We start from the raw sequence: 16,562 nt of genomic DNA, 5'->3' as shown, positions 1-16,562 counted from the left end.
GGACGGCGCCCATACGTTTCACCAACCATCTGGTTGGTTGATTATATGGTCGCCGGCCAGCGTCGTCGAGGCAAGGGGGCAGGACGTGCGGGATGCCGTGATCGTCGAGGCAGTGCGGACACCGGTGGGCAAGCGCAACGGTGGCCTTTCCGGAGTACACCCGGTCGATCTCTCGGCCCATGTGCTCCAGGCGTTGACCGAGCGCAGCGGGATCGACCCCGCGCTCGTGGACGACGTCGTCTGGGGCTGCGTCGACCAGGTCGGCGAGCAGGCGTTCGACATCGCCCGCACCGCCGTGCTGGCGGCCGGCTGGCCGGACACGGTGACCGGTGTGACGATCGACCGCCAGTGCGGCTCCAGCCAGCAGTCGGTGCACTTCGCGGCGGCCGGGCTGATCGCCGGGCACTACGACGTCGTGGTCGCCGGCGGTGTGGAGTCGATGTCACGGGTCCCGATGGGCAGCGCCTCCGGCGACGCCGACCCGAACGGCTCGCGCTTCGCCGCGCGCTACGGCGGGGTCGCCCCGAACCAGGGCGTCGGCGCCGAGATGATCGCCGAGCGGTGGGGGTTCTCCCGCACCCGGTGCGACGAGTTCGCGCTCGCCAGTCACGAGCGCGCCGCCGCGGCACAGGACGGGGGGCGCTTCGACGCGCAGATCGCGCCGGTCACACTTCCCGATGGCACTGTCGTCGCCCGCGACGAGGGCATCCGCCGCGGCGGCACCGTCGAGGGGCTGGCTCAGCTGCGCACCGCGTTCCGGCCCGGCGGTGTCATCACCGCCGGCAACTCGTCGCAGATCTCCGACGGCTCGGCCGCGCTGCTGCTGACCACCAGCGAGCGAGCACGCGAGCTCGGACTGACGCCGATCGCCCGGGTACACACGGCGGTGCTGGCCGGCAGCGATCCGGTCATCATGCTGACCGCGCCGATCCCGGCCACCCGAAAGGCGCTGGAGCGCTCCGGGCTGCGGCCGCAGGACATCGGCGCGTTCGAGGTCAACGAGGCGTTCGCGCCGGTGCCCCTGGCGTGGCTGGCCGACATCGGGGCCGACGCCAACGCCCTCAACCCCAATGGCGGCGCGATCGCGCTCGGGCACCCGCTCGGCGGCTCCGGCGCGCGCCTGATGACGACGCTGGTGCACCACATGCGCGAGCACGGCATCCGGTACGGGCTGCAGACGATGTGCGAGGGCGGCGGGCAGGCCAACGCCACCATCCTCGAGCTGCTGTGACGCCCTCGCCGGAGTCGGCGCACAACCGGGTACCGCTCGCGCCGTTCTGGCAGCAGTGGAGCGACCGCGCGGCGGCCCGCGCCCCGACCGGCTGGACGGGACTGATCGACGAGCTGCGCGAGCTGCAGGACGCGGCCGCCGCAAGCGCGCCGCCGGCGGAGGCGGTGGCGCGGGTCAGCGCACTGCTGGCCGATGCCCGCCGACTGCTTGCCGCGCACACCGTCGCCGACGACGAGCAGCTCTACGGCAAGCTCCTGCGCCTGCCAGGCCGCGGGCAGACGCTCAGCCCGCCGCTGCGGCTGGTCTCCTGGACGGCCACCGAGATTGTCGGTGAGGTCGTCTTCGGGCGGTTCCACTCCGGCAGCAACGACGCCGTCCACGGCGGCGCGGTCGCCCTGGTCTTCGACGAGGCGCTCGGCCGCCTGTCCGACCTCGACGACCGGCCACCGTCGCGGACCGTCTCGCTGCGGGTGGAGTTCCGCAGCCTGACGCCGATCGGGCGGCCGCTGACGGTCCGTGCGCGGCTGCTCGGACAGGACGGCCGCAAGCGGCGGCTGACCGGGCTTCTGCACGACGGCGATCGGCTGTGCGCCGAGGCCGACGGCCTGTTCCTGGCCCTCCGGCCGGGCCAGCGCTAAGCCCCGCGCCGGTTGACGAACCACAGCGCGGGTGGTTTTATACCAACCAGATGGTTGGTTATCCTTCAGTGAATGGGAGAACGACATGAAGGACTGGCCCTACACGGTGTTCCCGACGGGCTGGTACCAGGTCGGGTACTCCTCCGAGTTGCAGCCCGGGGATGTTCGGCCCGCGAAGTACTTCGACCAGCATCTCGTGATGTTCCGCACCGAGAACGGCGAGGTGTCCCTGCTCGACGCGTACTGCCAGCACCTCGGCGCGCACCTCGGCTACGGCGGCACAGTCAAGGGCGAGTGCCTCGAATGCCCGTTCCACGGCTGGCTGTGGCAGGCCGACGGCGAGCTCGCCGAGATCCCGTACGCGCCTGGTGAGCGCCGGCGGGTGAAGATCGCACGGTGGGTCACCCGCGAGGTCGACGGCCTGATCCTGGTCTGGTACGACGCTTTCGGCCGCGAGCCGTTCTGGGAGTGGCCGGGGATCCCCGAGTTCGCCGACGTCGAGCACAACTACCCGATCGTCCACGACCACGTCGGCATCCGGAAGATCATCCCGCAGTCTCCGGTGGAGAACACCCCCGACTACTACCACTTCATGTGGGTGCACGGCGCCGGCCAGCCGGGCAAACCGTTGCTGTGGAAGGAAGACCAGCACTACCTGCACACCCGGGTCGGCTTCTGGTACGGCCACGGCAAGAAGGCGACCTGGATGACGCCGAACGGACCGGTCTTCGGCGAGATCGAAACCGAGGCGTGGGGGCTGGGCCTGTCCAACGCACGCTTCGTGCTCGACAGCTTCATCACCAACCAGCTCACGGCCGCCACCCCGGTCGACACCGAGCACTCCCAGCTGTTCGAGACCATCACCGTCAACCGTCAGCCCGACGGCGGGCCCGAGCCCACCGGCCGCGCGGCGCGGATGATCGAGTTCCAGAAGGGCCAGATCCGGCGCGACTTCGCGATCTGGGAGAACCAGCGCTACGTGGAGCACCCGCCGTTCGCCGGCGGCGAGGAGGAGCACTACGCGCGGTTCCGCCGGTGGTCGCGCCAGTTCTACTCCGACAAGCCCTACAACGCGAGCACCGAGATCGCCGCCGCGAGCTGAGCGGCGCCCACGAAGAACGGCCAGGCCCGGATGGGCCTGGCCGTTCTTGTGTCTCGATCTGGGTCAGTACGGATCGGGCAGGTCGTCGACGGGCGCCGACGGCTCGCTGTGTGCGTCCTTGCGGGTCGCGTGCTCGACGAGCCCCAGGCCCGTCGTGCCGGACCGGACGAAGACGAACGGGGCGGCGCTCCACCACACCCAGCCGGTGCCGTCCGGTGCCGGCTCGGCGAACGTAAGGTGCTGCAGCGTGTCGCGGATCTCGCCGGTCACCAGCCGGGGCGTGCGGCCACCCAGGGCACAGCTCAGGCGGTGCACCGCAACCCCGGCCTGACCCCGCACCGCGAACTGCTCCACGGGCACCCGGCGGACCTCGGTGTTGACCATGACGGCGCCGGCGGTGCCGGCGGTGTGCCGCACGGCGAACGTCGCCGAGCGGTCCTGGAAGACGGCCCGCGCCCGCTGCACCACGGGACCGGCCGGCGCCGTGCTCAGCCAGCCGGTCCCCTCGACGCGGTAGATCACGCTGCCGACGGCGATCGATCCGGTGGCGTGCACGACGGTGACCCGCTCCGGCCGGTCGTCGGCCAGCGCCAGGTCGACGGCGGCCGGCTCCAGCGCCACGGCGATGCTCAGCGGTACCTGCCGCGCGGCGACCGGCTCGCCCGCCACGATGCGGGCCGGCGCGGTGAACAGCGCGGCCATCGCCGACACCCGCACCGCGTCCGGGCGCATCTGGGCACCACTGGCCCAGAACGTCTCGCCGGTCGGCAGGAACACCAGCACCCGCGCCGCCGCTCCCCCGCCGCTCACGCAGACCACGGCGCCGGTGTCGGCGCACATGAACACCAGCTCACTGCCGGTCACAATGACTCACCCCCGTCAATTCCTACGGTCTCGCCCGTGACGAACCCGGAGTCCTCACCGCACAGGTGGGCCACCAGCGCCGCGAACTCGCCGACCTCGCCGGCGCGGCGGGCCGGCACCCGGCGCAGCAGGTGTTGCCGGGCCGCCTCGTTCTCGAACTGCGCCCGGGTCATCGCGGTCCGGAAATGTCCGGCGGCCACGGCGTTGACGGTGATCCCGTACGGTGCCCATTCACGCGCCAGTGACCGGGTCAGCTGGACCAGGGCGCCCTTGGCTGTGTCATACACGCTGCAGTACGCCATGCTGCGCCGGACCACGTTGGACACCACGTTGACGACCCGGCCGTAGCCGCGGGCCAGTAGGTCGGGGCCGAACGCGCGCAGCATCCGCACGGCGCCCCCGACGTGGACCGCCATGACCGCGTCCCACTCGTCGTCGCTCACCGGCCGATCGAACCCCGGATAGGCGTGTTCCTTGCCCGGCAGCGGGACGAACGGCCGGTACAGCAGCGTCCCGGCGTTGTTGACGACGATGTCGACCCGGCCGAAGCGGTCCAGGACAGCCTCCCGGGCCCGGTCGACGTCCGCCGTGGACGTGACGTCCACGGGCAGGCTCAGCGCCTGCACGCCGGCGGCCCGCAGCTCGCCGGCGACCGCGTCGATCTCACCGGCCGAGCGGGCCAGGACCGCGACGTCGGCGCCCTCGGCGGCCAGGCGCAGTGCGGCGGCGCGACCCAGGCCGCGGCCTCCCCCGGTGACGACCGCGACGCGTCCGCGCGCGATCACCGCGGTGCCGCATCGAGGCGCCGGCCGACCGTCCGGCCGGTCACCACAGGCTGCCCTCCCGCCGGACGACCAGCGCGTGATGGATCTCGCGGAGCCGGTTGGCGCGCTTGCCGCCGCGCAGCTGCATCGCCTTGGCTCGCAGGAAGTGGTGATGCAGGACGTGCTCGGTGGTGGTGCCGACGCCGCCGTGGATCTGGGCCGCGGTGAGGACGATCTCGACGTAGGACCGGCCGGCGGCGAACAGCGCCACCGCGGCGATCGCGGACTCCTCGGCGCCGGGCTGGGCCCGCGTCAGGGCCTCGTTGCAGGCCAGCCGGGCCGCGTCCAGCGCGATCAGCATTCTCCCCAGATGATGACGTACCGCCTGGAAGCCGCCGATCGGCTGTCCGAACTGCACCCGCTCGGTGGCGTACTGCACCGTGCGCTCCAGCACCGCCTCGCACCCGCCGACCATCGCACTGGCCCGCAGCAGGTTCGCCCGGGCGAGTGCATAGCGAGCCGTGCCGGCGTCGATGCCATCGAGGGCCACGTCGGCCGCCGCGAGGGTAAGGCCGTCGAGGTCGACCCGGGCGACGCGCTCGTTGTCGATGCTGGGCACCGCCTCGGCCCGCGCGCGCAGGTCGGCGCCGGGCAGCAGTGCGCACAGCCAAGTGTCGCCGCCGGCCGGCGACCGATCGTCGCCGCCCGCCACCGGCAGCAGCAGCACGACGTCGTCGCTGCGCTCCAGCCACTCGACCGTGACGGCGGGGCCGGCGAGCCGGTACGCACCGTCGCCGGTCGCCTCGGCGCGCAGCGGACTGTCGGCGGGCGCCACGAGGGCGGCGGACGATCCGGCGGCGATTCGGGCGAGGAGGTCGTCGAAGACGCCGCGGCCGAGGGTGTCGAGCACGGTGCCCGCGCGCATCGTCGACAGCAACGGCGAGGCGATGGCCGCCCGCCCGGCTTCGCGCGCGACGACGCCGGCCTCCGCCAGCGTGCCGCCGGCCCCGCCGACCCGTTCGGGCAGGTTGATGCCGGTCCAGCCGAGCTCGCACATCTGTTGCCAGCGCCGGGTCTCGTAGCCGTCGGGCGACGCCTGCTGGGCGTTGAGGTAGGTGTTGTCGACGAAGTCGGCGAAGTAGGCGCGGGCCGTCTTGGCCAGCATCGCCTCGTCGTCGGTCAGATCTGTGTCGATCATCGTGGCATCCCCAGACCGCGCGTCGCGATAATGTCCAGCTGGATCTCGTTGGTGCCGCCGCCGAACCGCCACACCGGCGACGAGCGCAGGCCGTGCTCCAGGTGTCCGTGCGCCGGGGCGTGCGGCGAGCCGGTGGCGATCGTGCCGTCCTCGCCGATCAGGTCCAGCCCGGTGTCGCAGATGCGTTGCCGCAGCTCGCCCCACCAGATCTTGTTCACCGAAGCCTCGGCGTGCGGGACCCGGCCCTCGGCGAGCATCCGGGCCCCCCGCTGGGCGAACAGCCGGCAGATCTCCACGTCCACCGCGTGCTCGCCGACGACCGCCTGCAGCTCGTGCGCCTCGGCGCTGTCGCCCTCCAGCAGGCCCGCCGCGGCGGCCCAGTCGGTCAGCTGACGCAGCTCCCAGCGCGGCTCGTTGTGGTAGAACATCCGTTCGAAGTTCAGCGCGGTCACGAGCGCCGACCAGCCGTCGTTCTCGGCGCCGATGCGCGAGCTGACCGGGATCCGGACGTTGTCGAGGAAGACGGCGTTGGTCCGCTCGCCGCCCTGGGTGATGATCGGCGTGATCGTGATGCCGGGCGTGTCCATCGGGGTGATGAAGATGCTCACCCCCCGATGGCGGTCCTCCGGCGCGCCCGTGCGGACGGCGAGCCAGAAATGGGTCGCCACCGAGGCGCCGGTGGTCCAGATCTTCTGCCCGTTGACGACGTACTCGTCGCCGTCGCGCACGGCCCGGGTGCGCAGCGACGCGAGGTCGCTGCCAGCGTCCGGTTCGCTGTAGCCGATGGCGACCTCCAGCTCGCCGGCCCGGATCCGCGGCAAGAACTCGGCCTTCTGCTCGTCGGTGCCCACGATCATGAGCGTCGGCCCGATGGCGTTGAGCGTCAGCAGGCCGTTGGGCAGGCGGCGGCTGTAGAGCTCCTCGGCCAGCAGCCAGCTCTCGATCGCGGTACGGCCCTGCCCGCCGTACTCCCGGGGCCACGACACGCCGAGCCAGCCGTCGGCGCCGAGCCGGCGCAGGAACCGCCGCCCGTGCCCGCGCGGCTGCATCGGGTCCTCGATGTTCTCGATCCGGGTCGCCTCTACGAGCTGCGGATCCAGACCGTCGAGATACGTCCGCAGCTCGGTCAGGAACGTCAACTGCTCATCGCCCAAAACGGTCTTCACGAACCGACAGTATGCGGGCCGCGAGTCGTAGTCAACCGGTTGGTGGGGAAACCCGGAAGCCCGCGTCAGCCACGGCGACGCTGGACGCGCTGCGCCAGGCGGTCCATCGCGGCGCGGGTCTCCGGGTGGTCGAAGAGCGTGACCTGGGCGGTGTACTCCGCACGCAGCTGCGCCTCGAGTTCGGGCGCGGCGGACCGACGCAGCAGGCGCTTGGTCAGCCGGGCGCCGAGCGGCGGACCGGACGCGATCCGCCCGGCCAGCTCCATTGCCCGCTCCAGCAGTTCCTCGTCCGGGACCACGCCGGACACGAGCTGGAGTTCGCGTGCCTCAGCGGCGTCAACCAGCCGGCCGGTCAGCATCAGCTCGGCCGCGGCGGCGAAGCCGGCCACGCGCGGCAGCAGGTGGCTGATGCCGAGCTCCGGCGCGAGGCCGGCGGCCGCGAAGCCGGTGCCCAGCCGCGCGGTCGACGCGGCCAGCCGGATGTCGTGCAGCAACGCGATGCCGAACCCGCCGCCGACCGCCGCGCCGTTCACCGCGGCGATCGTGGGCTTCTCCAGCGCCCACATCCGCAGCGCCCAGCGGCCGGCATTGCCCAGTTCCTCGGCCGGTACGTCGGCCGGTGACCGCGCCGGCAGGCCCTTCTCGCCGCCGATGAGATCGCTGACCAGCAGCTCCCGGGCCGGTAGATGCCGGACCCGGTCGAAGTCCGCCACGTCGGCGCCGACGCAGAACGCGGCGCCGACGCCGATCGTGACGACGACCCGGACGGTGTCGTCGCGGCCGGCCTCCTCGAACGCGGCGGCGAGGTCGCGCAGCATGGTGCCGCCGATGGCGTTGTGCCGCTGCGGCCGGTTCAGCCGCACGAGCAGGACCCCGTCGTGCCGTTCGACCAGCACATCGCCGCCGGTCACTGAGCGGCCGCCGTGGTCGGGCGGCCGGTGCGACGGGCGACGAGGCCCTGGCTCGGCAGGTCCCACGTGCCCGGCGGTACCCCTTCGTCCCGCAGCACGTGCTTCATCACCCGGCCCAGCGCGTTGGTGGGCAACCCGGCGCGGAGGTCGACGTAGCGCGGGACGGCGAAGTACGGCACCCGCTCCTCGACGAACGCGAAGAACTCCGCCGCGGTCAGCGACGCGCCGGCACTCAGCACGACGCACGCCTTGATGTCCTCGTCGCCGAGCTTCGACGGCAGACCGCACACCGCGACGTCGGCGACCGCCGGATGCTCGCGGATCACGTTCTCCAGCGCCAGCGACGAGACGTTCTCGCCGCGCCGGCGCAGCACGTCCTTCTTGCGGTCGACGAACGTGATGATGCCGTCGGCGTCCATCCGGCCGAAGTCGCCGGTGTGGTGCCACAGGTCCTTCCACGCCTCGACGGTGCTCTCCGGCTTGTTCCAGTACCCGCTGTACATCGCGTTGGGCACCGTCGGGCGCACGACGATCTCGCCGGACTCGCCCGTCGGCACCTCATTGCCGTCGTCGTCGACGATGCTGGCCGCCAGCAGCGGCGAGACCTGGCCCGACGACGAGCGCTTGCGGACGCCGTAGGGGTCGCTGTTGGTCACCGGCACACACTCGGTCTGCCCGTAACCCTCGGACATGACCGGGGTGGCGAACCGCGTCTCGAACTCCCGCTGGCGCTCCTCGGGCAGCGGTACCCAGGAGGCCAGCCGGAACGGGTGAGCGCCGTCGTCCGCCGCGGGCGGCTGCTCCAGGATCATGTTGGCCATGACACCGACACCGACGAGCATCGTGGCGTCCATCTCCGCGGCCTCCCGCATGAAGCTCGACGCGTGAAACTCCGGCGCGATGCCGATCGACGCGCCGTTGACCAGCGCGCTCATGAACGCCACCATCTGGCCGCTGGTGTGGAACATCGGGAAGCCGGTGTACATCCGGTCGCCGGGCACGACCCAGTTGCGCAGCCCGTACGCCCGGCCGACCGCGACGAAGTAGCCGGTGCTGAGCATGCAGCCCTTCGCCGCCGCCGTCGTGCCCGAGGTGTACATGATGGTGAACAGGTCCGCCGGGCGCGCCGACGGCTCGAACGTCGAGCGCTCGGTCAGCAGGTCCGAATAGGCAACACCGCCCGGTTCGACGGCGTCGACGTACACGCGCTCGGCGACGTCCGTGCGGTCGAGCAGCGGGCCGGCCGCCGCATAGCCGGGGCCGTCGGCGACGAAGACCTTCGCGCCGCAGTCGATCAGCTGGTACTCCAGGAAGTCGCCTTTGAGGAAGTAGTTCAGCGGAACCTGCACGGCGCCCAGCTTGGCCACGGCCAGCAGCAGTTCCACGGTCTCGATGCGGTTGGGCAACAGCGTGGCAATGTGGTCGCCGCGCCGCACGCCGAGCCGGGCCAGACCGGTGGCCAACCGGTCGGTACGTTCGTCAAGCTCGGCGAAGGTGAGCCAGCCGCCGCCGCAGGCGACGAACGGCCGGTCGGGTTCGGCGGCCAGCCGCTCGCGGAAGACACCGTCAACAGTGGTCGCGGTAGTGCTCGGGCTCGTCACGGTGCTTCCTTCCTCGGCGCCGCCGTCATGCGATGTCGCCCGCGGCGCGCAGCTTCTCGATGTCCTCGGCGGCGAAGCCCCATTCGGCCAGAACCTCGCCGGTGTGCTGGCCGGGCGTGGGCACAGGGCCCGCGATCCGGGCCGGGGTCCGGCCGAACCGAGGCGCCGGGGCCGGCTGGACCAACCCGTTGTGGGCCACGAAGGTCTCGCGGACCGCGTTGTGCGGGTGCTCCGGTGCCTCCCACGGCGACAGCACCGGCGCGAAGCACGCCTCCGCCGCCTCCAGCGCGGCCGACCACTCGTCGCGGGGTCGCGTGCGGAACACCGCGGCGAACCGGGCCCGCAGCGCCGGCCAACCGTCCGGCCCGGGCTGCGTGCGGGGCAGGTCGTCGAGGCCGAGGGCATCGAGCAGGTTGCGGTAGAAGTGCGGTTCGAGCGCGCCGACCGCGATCCACTTGCCGTCGGCCGTCTCGTAGGTGTCGTAGTACGGCGCGCCGGTGTCGAGCATGTTCCGGCCGCGTTCCTCGCCCCACAGGCCCATCGCCCGCATGCCGTACAGGAAACTGTTGAGCAGGGCCGCGCCGTCGACCATCGCGGCGTCCACGACCTGCCCGCGGCCGGACGACGCCCGCTCGGCCAGCGCCGCGCAGATGCCGACCGTCAGCAGCATGCCGCCGCCGCCGAAGTCGCCGACATAGGTGAGCGGGGCCACCGGCGCCTCGCCGTCCCGGCCGATCGACCACAGGGCCCCCGACAACGCGAGGTAGTTGATGTCGTGCCCGGCGTACGGCGCGTAGGGGCCGGCCTGTCCCCAGCCGGTGATCCGGCCGTAGACCAGGCGCGGGTTGCGGGCCAGGCACACGTCCGGGCCGATCCCGAGCCGTTCGGTGACGCCGGGACGGAAGCCCTCGATGAGCACGTCGGCGCGCTCGACGAGGCGCAGCAGCGCGTCGATGCCCCCGGGCGTCTTCAGGTCGACGCCCACCGAACGGCGGCCGCGGGCGAGTACGTCGGGCGGCGGAGGGCCGGCCGCGGCCCGGACGGACGCGGTGCGCTCCACCCGGACCACGTCGGCGCCGTAGTCGCTGAGCAGCATGGCGCAGAACGGCCCCGGCCCCATGCCCTGCAGCTCGACGACCTTGATCCCAGCCAGAGGTCCGGTCATCGGCGGGCACTCCGCTCGATGACGAGGCCGAGCGCCTGGAAGTCCACGGTCTGCGGGGAGTTCCAATCGTCGCGCAGCCGGTGCTTGAGCACCCGGGCGACCGCGTTCTTCGGCAGCTCACCGAGGAACTCCACGTACCGCGGCACCGCGTAGTAGGGCAGGTGCTGGCGGAGGTACTCGAACAGCTCCGCCGGGCCGAGCTCCGCGCCGGCGTTGAGCACGACGCATGCCTTGATCTCGTCCTCGCGCACCCCGGCGGGCACCGCGTGCACGGCGACCTCGGCGATCGCCGGGTGCTTGAGGATGGCCAGCTCGAGCTCGACCGACGAGACGTTCTCGCCCCGGCGCCGCAGTGCGTCCTTCTTGCGATCGACGAAGTACAGCGCGCCGTCGGTGTCGAAGAACCCGAGGTCGCCGGTGTGGTGCCACAGGTTCTTCCACGCCTCCAGGGTGGCCTGCTCCTTGCGCCAGTACCCGGCGTACATGGAGTACGGCTCCATCGGCCGCACCACGACCTCGCCGGTCGCCCCCTGCGGCAGCACCCGGTCGGCGTCGTCGACCACCCGCACGTCGAGCCACGGCAGCGCGCGCCCGGCGCTGGTGCGGTCGCCGTCGCCGGCCGACCGGCCGTCGCCCATCGTCGCGGGCAGCACCTCGGTCTGGCCGTACCCCTCGCCGATCGCCTGGATGCCGAAGCGCTCCCGCAGCCGGCGACGGACCGGTGGGGCGAGCGGGATGAAGATGGCCCGCTCGATGCCATGGTCGGTGTCGCCGGGCTGCTCCTGGGTGGCCAGCAGCGCGGCGGCCATCGCGCCGACGCCGAAGAACTGGGTGGCGCCGATCTCACGGGCCCGGCTGATGAGCGTCGAGGCACTGTAGACGGGGTCGAAGGCGACCCGGCAGCCGGCTACGACCGCGTCCATGAGGGCGCTGATCGCGAACCCGTGGTACAGCGGCAGCGGGCACAGCGACGTGTCGCCGGCGGTGAACCAGCCGTGCATCATGTGCGCCTTCGGCATGTGCATCAGGTAGCCATTGTTGATCATGCAGCCTTTGGGCATGCCGGTGGTCCCCGAGGTGTACAGCACGCAGACCAGGTCGTCGGGCGCCGGGTCCGGCCACGCGCGGACCGGATCGGCGAAGAGGTCCTGGAACGCCAGCGCACCTGCGGCGGGCTCGTCGATCGCGACCAGCGTCGCGCCCGCCCGCTCCGGTGCGCCGAGCAGGTCGGCGAGCAGCGGCAGGGCCGCCCCGTCGGCGACGACCACCTTCGGGTCGGCGTCGCCGAGTTGGTACCGCAGGAACTCGCCCTTGAGGTAGACGTTGAGCGGCACCTGGATCGCACCGAGTGCGGCGCAGGCGAAGAACAGCTCGACCGCCTCGTCGCGGTTCGGCATCATCGACGCGACCCGGTCGCCCCGGCGCACGCCGAGCCGGTGCAGGCCCGCGGCGAGGCGCAGCGCCCGCTCGTGCACCGCACCGACGGTGCGCCAGTCCCCGCCGCACGCGGCGAGGTGGCGGTCCGGGTCGTCCTCGAGCCGAGCCGTCAGGTGCCCGAAGACCGTTGCCGGGTCGCCTGTGGACATGTTGCACCTCCTTCTTCATCGATTGGTTGGTAACGACAGGCCGAACATTCGTCCGGGGCATCCGTGCGCCGGACCAGCCCCACGGTGGCGGTCAGACCGACGCCGCCTCGGTCCACCGGCGCGGGCTGCTCACCACCGAGCACGCCGCGCCGGCCGGCACCGCCTCCACGAGCAGCAGGCGCCCGGTGACGGGGTCCAGGTAGCTGCGCTCGACGACCGCGCCGCCCAGCGGCTGCTCCAGCACCGGGCAGCCGTCGGTCCACACGTCGGGCGCGTGGGCGAGCACCACCCCGCTCGCCCGCGCGAACGCCGTGCCGCCACGCTGGTCGACGCCCGGGTAGATGGTCTGCGCCGGCCGCTCCCGGTCGCCCTCGTTCGCCGGCGCCGACCGGGGCCGGGACGGCGGGCGCGCCGCGTCCAGGCGCTCCCGCAGCAGGGTCGCACGGGTCCGGGCGGTGCGCTCGGCGTCGATCGCGCCGTCGACGATCGCAACGCCGTACACCGCCAGCGCTTCGGCCTCGGTCAGCCGGGTCAGCCGGACGTCGCGGGCCACCGCGTCCGGGTCGCGATCGAGCGGGTCGCCGTGCCCACCGGCCGAGCCGATCCGGAACTCGATGGACTCCCCCGCCGACACCACCACCGCACCGCTCTTGCCCGGCAGGGCGCGCTCCTCACCGGCGCCCGACCGCAGCACGAACTCGCTCACCGAGCCGGGCCGGCCCCCACCGGAGCCGTTCGGCGGCAGGTGCTCCCGGACGGCGAGGAGCTGACCGACCACGGCGTCGACGCCGTACGGGCCGAACTGCATGTTGCAGCCCGACCCCCCGCGGAAGCGGCCGGCGCCGAAGGCCCCCGGACGGATCCGCTTGAAGTCGACCAGGACCGGGTACCACGCCTCGAGCATCTCGACGTCGATGGCCTCGAGGATCGGCTTGCGGGCCACGATGAAGTTGCACAGGTCCGTGCCGTCGCGGTCGTAGGCGGCCGCGGTGCCGGCCATCGCCCCGTCGAGCATCATCCACCCGTCTGGGTACCCCTGCGGCGTGGTGTAGGCCCAGGTCTGGATCGCCATCGCGCTGGGCGCCACCGGACCGGTCAGCAGCCGCGCCACGTCGCTGGACCCGGCGGCGACCGCCAGCATGATGCACTGGTGGGCCGCCATGCTCGCGGTCAGCGAGACGTCGATGTGCGCGGATGCGACCGGCGCCGGCGGATTGCTGTTGACGATCGAGTTGGCCGGGCAGTGCACCGTGACCGGGTTGAACATGCCCTGGCTGAGCGGGATGTCGTGGGTCAGCACGTCCGAGCCGTCGCCGACGATCTGCGCGGTGATGATGTGCGGCTTGGTGTTGAAGAAGTGGTTGGTCTGCCCGGGCGCTCCGGAGAAGTCGAAGTGCAGCGTGTCGCCGGCAACCGTCATCGTGCACGGGATCTCGTAGCGCTCGTCGTACCACTCGGTCCAGCCGGTGTAGCGGTATACGCCGTCGGCGAGCTGCGTGATGCGCCGGCGCATCTCGCGCTCGGCACGGCGGCGCAGTTCACCGATGCCGTCGAGCAGGTGCTCCCGGCCCGTGAGCCGCGCGATCCCGACCAGCTTGTCCCGCGCGACCTCGCACCCCGCCACCAGGCCGCGCAGGTCCATCTCGACCACGTCCGGCGTGCGGACGTTGGTGCGGATGATCTGCCAGACGTCGGTCTGCTCCTCGCCCTGCCGGAACAGCCGCACGGGCGGCAGGCGCAGCGCCTCCTGGTAGCAGTCGGTGGCGTCGGGCGACCAGGACCCGAAGACCATGCCGCCCATGTCGAGCATGTGCCCGGAGTTGGCCACCCACGCCACCAGCTCGCCGTCGACGAACACCGGAAGCTGGACGACGACGTCCTGGGCGTGCAGGCCACCTCCGTTGTGCGGGTCGTTGCAGAAGAAGACGTCGCCGGGCGCCACCGATTCGCCGTGCGTCGCCAGCGTCGCCCGCACCGCGTGGCCGCAGATGCCGAAGTGGTGGCTGATCGCGCCGCCGGCGACGATCAGGTCCCCGTTCGCCTCCAGCAGCGTGCAGGAGTAGTCGCGCGACTCGGAGATGATCGGGCTGATGGCGGTGCGCTCGATGGTGATGGCGCCCTCTTCGGCGACGGCCTGCAGGCGGGAGCGCAGGACCTGCAGTTCGATAGGGTCGAGGCCGGTGTTCGTCATGACAGCTCCATCTCGAGGGTGAGGAACTCGTCCAGGCGCGCACCGGCGCCCGGCGGGACCCAGCTCGTCGTGTCCGCGGCGTCGATCAGTGCGGGGCCGGTGATCTGCTGGCCGGGCCGAAGGTCCGCGCGGTCGTACACCGGCACCTTCACCGGCTCGGACGACCGGCCGAGATACACCGGCCGGCTGCCCAGGATGCGCGGCTCGCCGGTGGCGGGTGCCGGCGTCACCCGGGTCAGCCCGGCCCGGGCCGTCCGGCCGAGTCCGACCGCCCGCACGGTCACGAGCTCCACCGGAGCGCCGGCGACGATCGCGCCCTTGCCGTACCGCGCGGTGTAGTCGTCGAGAAACCGGTCACGCTGACGGAGCTGGGCCGCCTCGTCGAGCCCGTCGTCCCAGATGATCGGCAGCTCGAAGGTCTGGCGGTGGAACCGTACGTCGGCGGCGAGCTCGACGGTGATGTCGCCGGGCGCCACGCCGTCGGCCGCGAGGTCGTCGCGGACGGCGCGGGTCAGCTCCTCGACGATGCCGCCGAGCAACCCCGGGTCGACCGGGAACAGCGCGCCGACCGAACGGCTGCGTTCGCGGCGCACCTGCGAGGCCGCGGCGCCGAAGGCGGACAGCACCGACGCGAGATCGGGGACCAGCACCCGGCGGATGCCCAGATCCCGCGCCAGCGCGGCGCCGAACAGCGCACCGCACCCGCCCATGCTGAGCATCGCGAACGTCCGGGGGTCGACGCCGCGCTCGGCGAAGCGGGCGCGCAGGGCGCGCGCCATGCTGGCCAGTGCCACCTCCCAGATGCCCCAGGCCGCGTCGGTGCGATCCAGCCCGAGCTGTTCGCCGACGCGGGTGCAGGCGGCCCGGGCGGCCTCGGCGTCGAGCACCATCGCGCCGCCGAGGAAGTTGTCTGGGTCGATGTAGCCGAGCACGACCAGCGCGTCGGTCACCGTCGCCTCGGTACCGCCGCGGCCGTAGCACGCCGGCCCCGGCTGCGCACCGGCCGAGCGCGGGCCGACCCGGAGAATCCCGAGGCTGTCGACCCAGGCGATCGAGCCGCCGCCGGCCCCGACCGAGTCGATGTCGACCATCGGCATGGCCGTCCAGATGCCCATCAGCTCGCCGTTGCTGCGGCGACCGGCCTCGCCGCCGGAGATGAAGGAGAGGTCGAACGACGTGCCGCCGACGTCACCGGTGACGGCGTCGGTGATGCCGGCCGAGCGGCAGACCTCCAGGGCGGCGACCACCCCGGCCGCCGGCCCCGACTCCGCCAGCAGCGCCGGCATCCGGCGTCCCTCGGCGACCGAGATCGATCCCGCGCCCGAGTGCACGAGTAGCGGAGGCCGGCGCAGGCCGAGCTTCTCGAGCTCGTCGGCGAGTTCGACCACGCCGTCGAGCGAGCCCGCTGTGTAGGCGTTGAGCAACGCGAACTGCGTGCGCTCGTACTCGCGGATGACGGGCAGCAGGTCCGCTCCCGACATGACGGGCACGCCGGGAAAGAGCCCCGCGAGCTCCGCCACAGCCGCGCGCTCGTTCGCGTCGTTGAGGAAGGACCACAGGAACGACACCGCCAGCGACCGGGCGCCTCGATGCTCCACGAGCTCCCGGCCGGCCTCGCGCACGCGCTCGCGGTCGAGCTCGACCAGCATCGTGCCGTTCCGGTCCACCCGCTCGGGAACGCCGAGGATGCGCTCCCGGTCGACCAACGCCACGGGCGGCAGCAACCAGCCGTCGCTCGACACCCGCTTGCCGCGGGCGATCGGGACGAGGTCCTCGAAGCCGCGGGTCGTGATGAGCCCGACGTCCAGCCCGGTGCGGGCGGCGATCGTGTTCGTGACCGCGGTCGTGCCGAGCCCGAAGCGCGTGACCTTCGGCAGTAGCTCCTCCAGCGTCGTGCCGGCCCGCCCGGCGACGAGGCGGCAGGCGTCGAGCACGCCGCGGCCGAGCGCGCCCGGGGTCGTCGGCGCCTTGGCGCTCCAGACCTGGGCCCCGGCGCTGAGCACCACGTCCGTGAAGGTGCCGCCGACGTCCACGCCGACGCACACCGATTCGTCTTCTTCAGCGATGCCCATGTGTCGCCCACCTCACATCGTCGGCCTGGAAGGTCTCCCACCGTAACGCCGCCGAAACGGGATATCAACCAAC

13 protein-coding genes are annotated in these 16,562 nt (G+C 72.5%); 3 read left to right on the top strand and 10 right to left on the bottom strand.

Going from position 1 to position 16,562, the window contains the following annotated elements; translation table 11 throughout:
* The first annotated feature begins 85 nt into the window (after positions 1-85).
* The 3 genes from ABT369_RS09830 to ABT369_RS09820 all read left to right on the top strand — a co-directional run bounded on the left by ABT369_RS09830 (position 86) and on the right by ABT369_RS09820 (position 2,971).
* Entirely contained in the window at positions 86-1,231 is a 1,146-nt protein-coding gene (locus ABT369_RS09830; RefSeq protein ID WP_350611326.1) for a thiolase family protein, read from the top strand.
* Entirely contained in the window at positions 1,228-1,869 is a 642-nt protein-coding gene (locus ABT369_RS09825; RefSeq protein ID WP_350611325.1) for a PaaI family thioesterase, read from the top strand. The genes ABT369_RS09830 and ABT369_RS09825 overlap by 4 nt, the downstream gene beginning before the upstream one ends.
* An 85-nt stretch (positions 1,870-1,954) precedes the next feature.
* The gene (locus ABT369_RS09820; protein WP_350611324.1) at positions 1,955-2,971 is read left to right on the top strand and encodes an aromatic ring-hydroxylating oxygenase subunit alpha; all 1,017 of its coding nucleotides are present in this window, start codon (positions 1,955-1,957) and stop codon (positions 2,969-2,971) included.
* A 63-nt stretch (positions 2,972-3,034) separates the two neighbouring features.
* Here the strand turns inward: ABT369_RS09820 and ABT369_RS09815 are convergent, their stop codons facing one another.
* The 10 genes from ABT369_RS09815 to ABT369_RS09770 all read right to left on the bottom strand — a co-directional run bounded on the left by ABT369_RS09815 (position 3,035) and on the right by ABT369_RS09770 (position 16,489).
* Complete coding sequence (locus ABT369_RS09815; protein WP_350611323.1) at positions 3,035-3,835, bottom strand: hypothetical protein; 801 nt, start codon at positions 3,833-3,835, stop codon at positions 3,035-3,037.
* Positions 3,832-4,620 carry an SDR family NAD(P)-dependent oxidoreductase gene (locus tag ABT369_RS09810; RefSeq protein ID WP_350611322.1) on the bottom strand — a complete coding sequence of 263 codons (789 nt, stop codon included), beginning with the start codon at positions 4,618-4,620 and terminating at the stop codon, positions 3,832-3,834. The genes ABT369_RS09815 and ABT369_RS09810 overlap by 4 nt, the downstream gene beginning before the upstream one ends.
* 40 nt (positions 4,621-4,660) lie before the next feature.
* On the bottom strand, positions 4,661-5,797 hold the full coding sequence (locus ABT369_RS09805; RefSeq protein WP_350611321.1) for an acyl-CoA dehydrogenase family protein: 1,137 nt from the start codon (positions 5,795-5,797) through the stop codon (positions 4,661-4,663).
* On the bottom strand, positions 5,794-6,963 hold the full coding sequence (locus tag ABT369_RS09800) for an acyl-CoA dehydrogenase family protein (protein WP_350611320.1): 1,170 nt from the start codon (positions 6,961-6,963) through the stop codon (positions 5,794-5,796). Before ABT369_RS09800 ends, ABT369_RS09805 begins: the two co-directional genes overlap by 4 nt.
* Before the next feature lie 65 nt (positions 6,964-7,028).
* Positions 7,029-7,874 (bottom strand): enoyl-CoA hydratase/isomerase family protein, encoded by an 846-nt coding sequence (locus ABT369_RS09795; protein ID WP_350611319.1) that lies wholly within the window; start codon positions 7,872-7,874, stop codon positions 7,029-7,031.
* A complete protein-coding gene (locus ABT369_RS09790; RefSeq protein ID WP_350611318.1) occupies positions 7,871-9,475 on the bottom strand; it encodes an AMP-binding protein in 1,605 nt (534 codons plus the stop codon). The genes ABT369_RS09795 and ABT369_RS09790 overlap by 4 nt, the downstream gene beginning before the upstream one ends.
* Before the next feature lie 25 nt (positions 9,476-9,500).
* The gene (locus tag ABT369_RS09785) at positions 9,501-10,640 is read right to left on the bottom strand and encodes a CaiB/BaiF CoA transferase family protein (RefSeq protein WP_350611317.1); all 1,140 of its coding nucleotides are present in this window, start codon (positions 10,638-10,640) and stop codon (positions 9,501-9,503) included.
* Positions 10,637-12,226, bottom strand: coding sequence for an AMP-binding protein (locus tag ABT369_RS09780; protein ID WP_350611316.1), 1,590 nt, complete (start codon positions 12,224-12,226; stop codon positions 10,637-10,639). The genes ABT369_RS09785 and ABT369_RS09780 overlap by 4 nt, the downstream gene beginning before the upstream one ends.
* 91 nt (positions 12,227-12,317) lie before the next feature.
* Complete coding sequence (locus tag ABT369_RS09775; protein WP_350611315.1) at positions 12,318-14,417, bottom strand: hydantoinase B/oxoprolinase family protein; 2,100 nt, start codon at positions 14,415-14,417, stop codon at positions 12,318-12,320.
* Entirely contained in the window at positions 14,414-16,489 is a 2,076-nt protein-coding gene (locus ABT369_RS09770) for a hydantoinase/oxoprolinase family protein (protein ID WP_350611314.1), read from the bottom strand. Before ABT369_RS09770 ends, ABT369_RS09775 begins: the two co-directional genes overlap by 4 nt.
* Positions 16,490-16,562: the final 73 nt, after the last annotated feature.

This window comes from Dactylosporangium sp. NPDC000244 (assembly GCF_040300725.1).
Taxonomy (GTDB): domain Bacteria; phylum Actinomycetota; class Actinomycetes; order Mycobacteriales; family Micromonosporaceae; genus Dactylosporangium.
Note: the sequence above shows the minus strand (reverse complement) of the source record. Positions and strands in the feature narration are given on the sequence as shown.

Excerpts from the sequence above, each read along its gene's own strand:
- ABT369_RS09820 (WP_350611324.1), top strand. The coding sequence starts at position 1,955 with ATGAAGGACTGGCCCTACACGGTGTTCCCGACGGGCTGGTACCAGGTC.
- ABT369_RS09805 (WP_350611321.1), bottom strand. The coding sequence starts at position 5,797 with ATGATCGACACAGATCTGACCGACGACGAGGCGATGCTGGCCAAGACG.
- ABT369_RS09785 (WP_350611317.1), bottom strand. The coding sequence starts at position 10,640 with ATGACCGGACCTCTGGCTGGGATCAAGGTCGTCGAGCTGCAGGGCATG.
- ABT369_RS09780 (WP_350611316.1), bottom strand. The coding sequence starts at position 12,226 with ATGTCCACAGGCGACCCGGCAACGGTCTTCGGGCACCTGACGGCTCGG.
- ABT369_RS09775 (WP_350611315.1), bottom strand. The coding sequence starts at position 14,417 with ATGACGAACACCGGCCTCGACCCTATCGAACTGCAGGTCCTGCGCTCC.
- ABT369_RS09770 (WP_350611314.1), bottom strand. The coding sequence starts at position 16,489 with ATGGGCATCGCTGAAGAAGACGAATCGGTGTGCGTCGGCGTGGACGTC.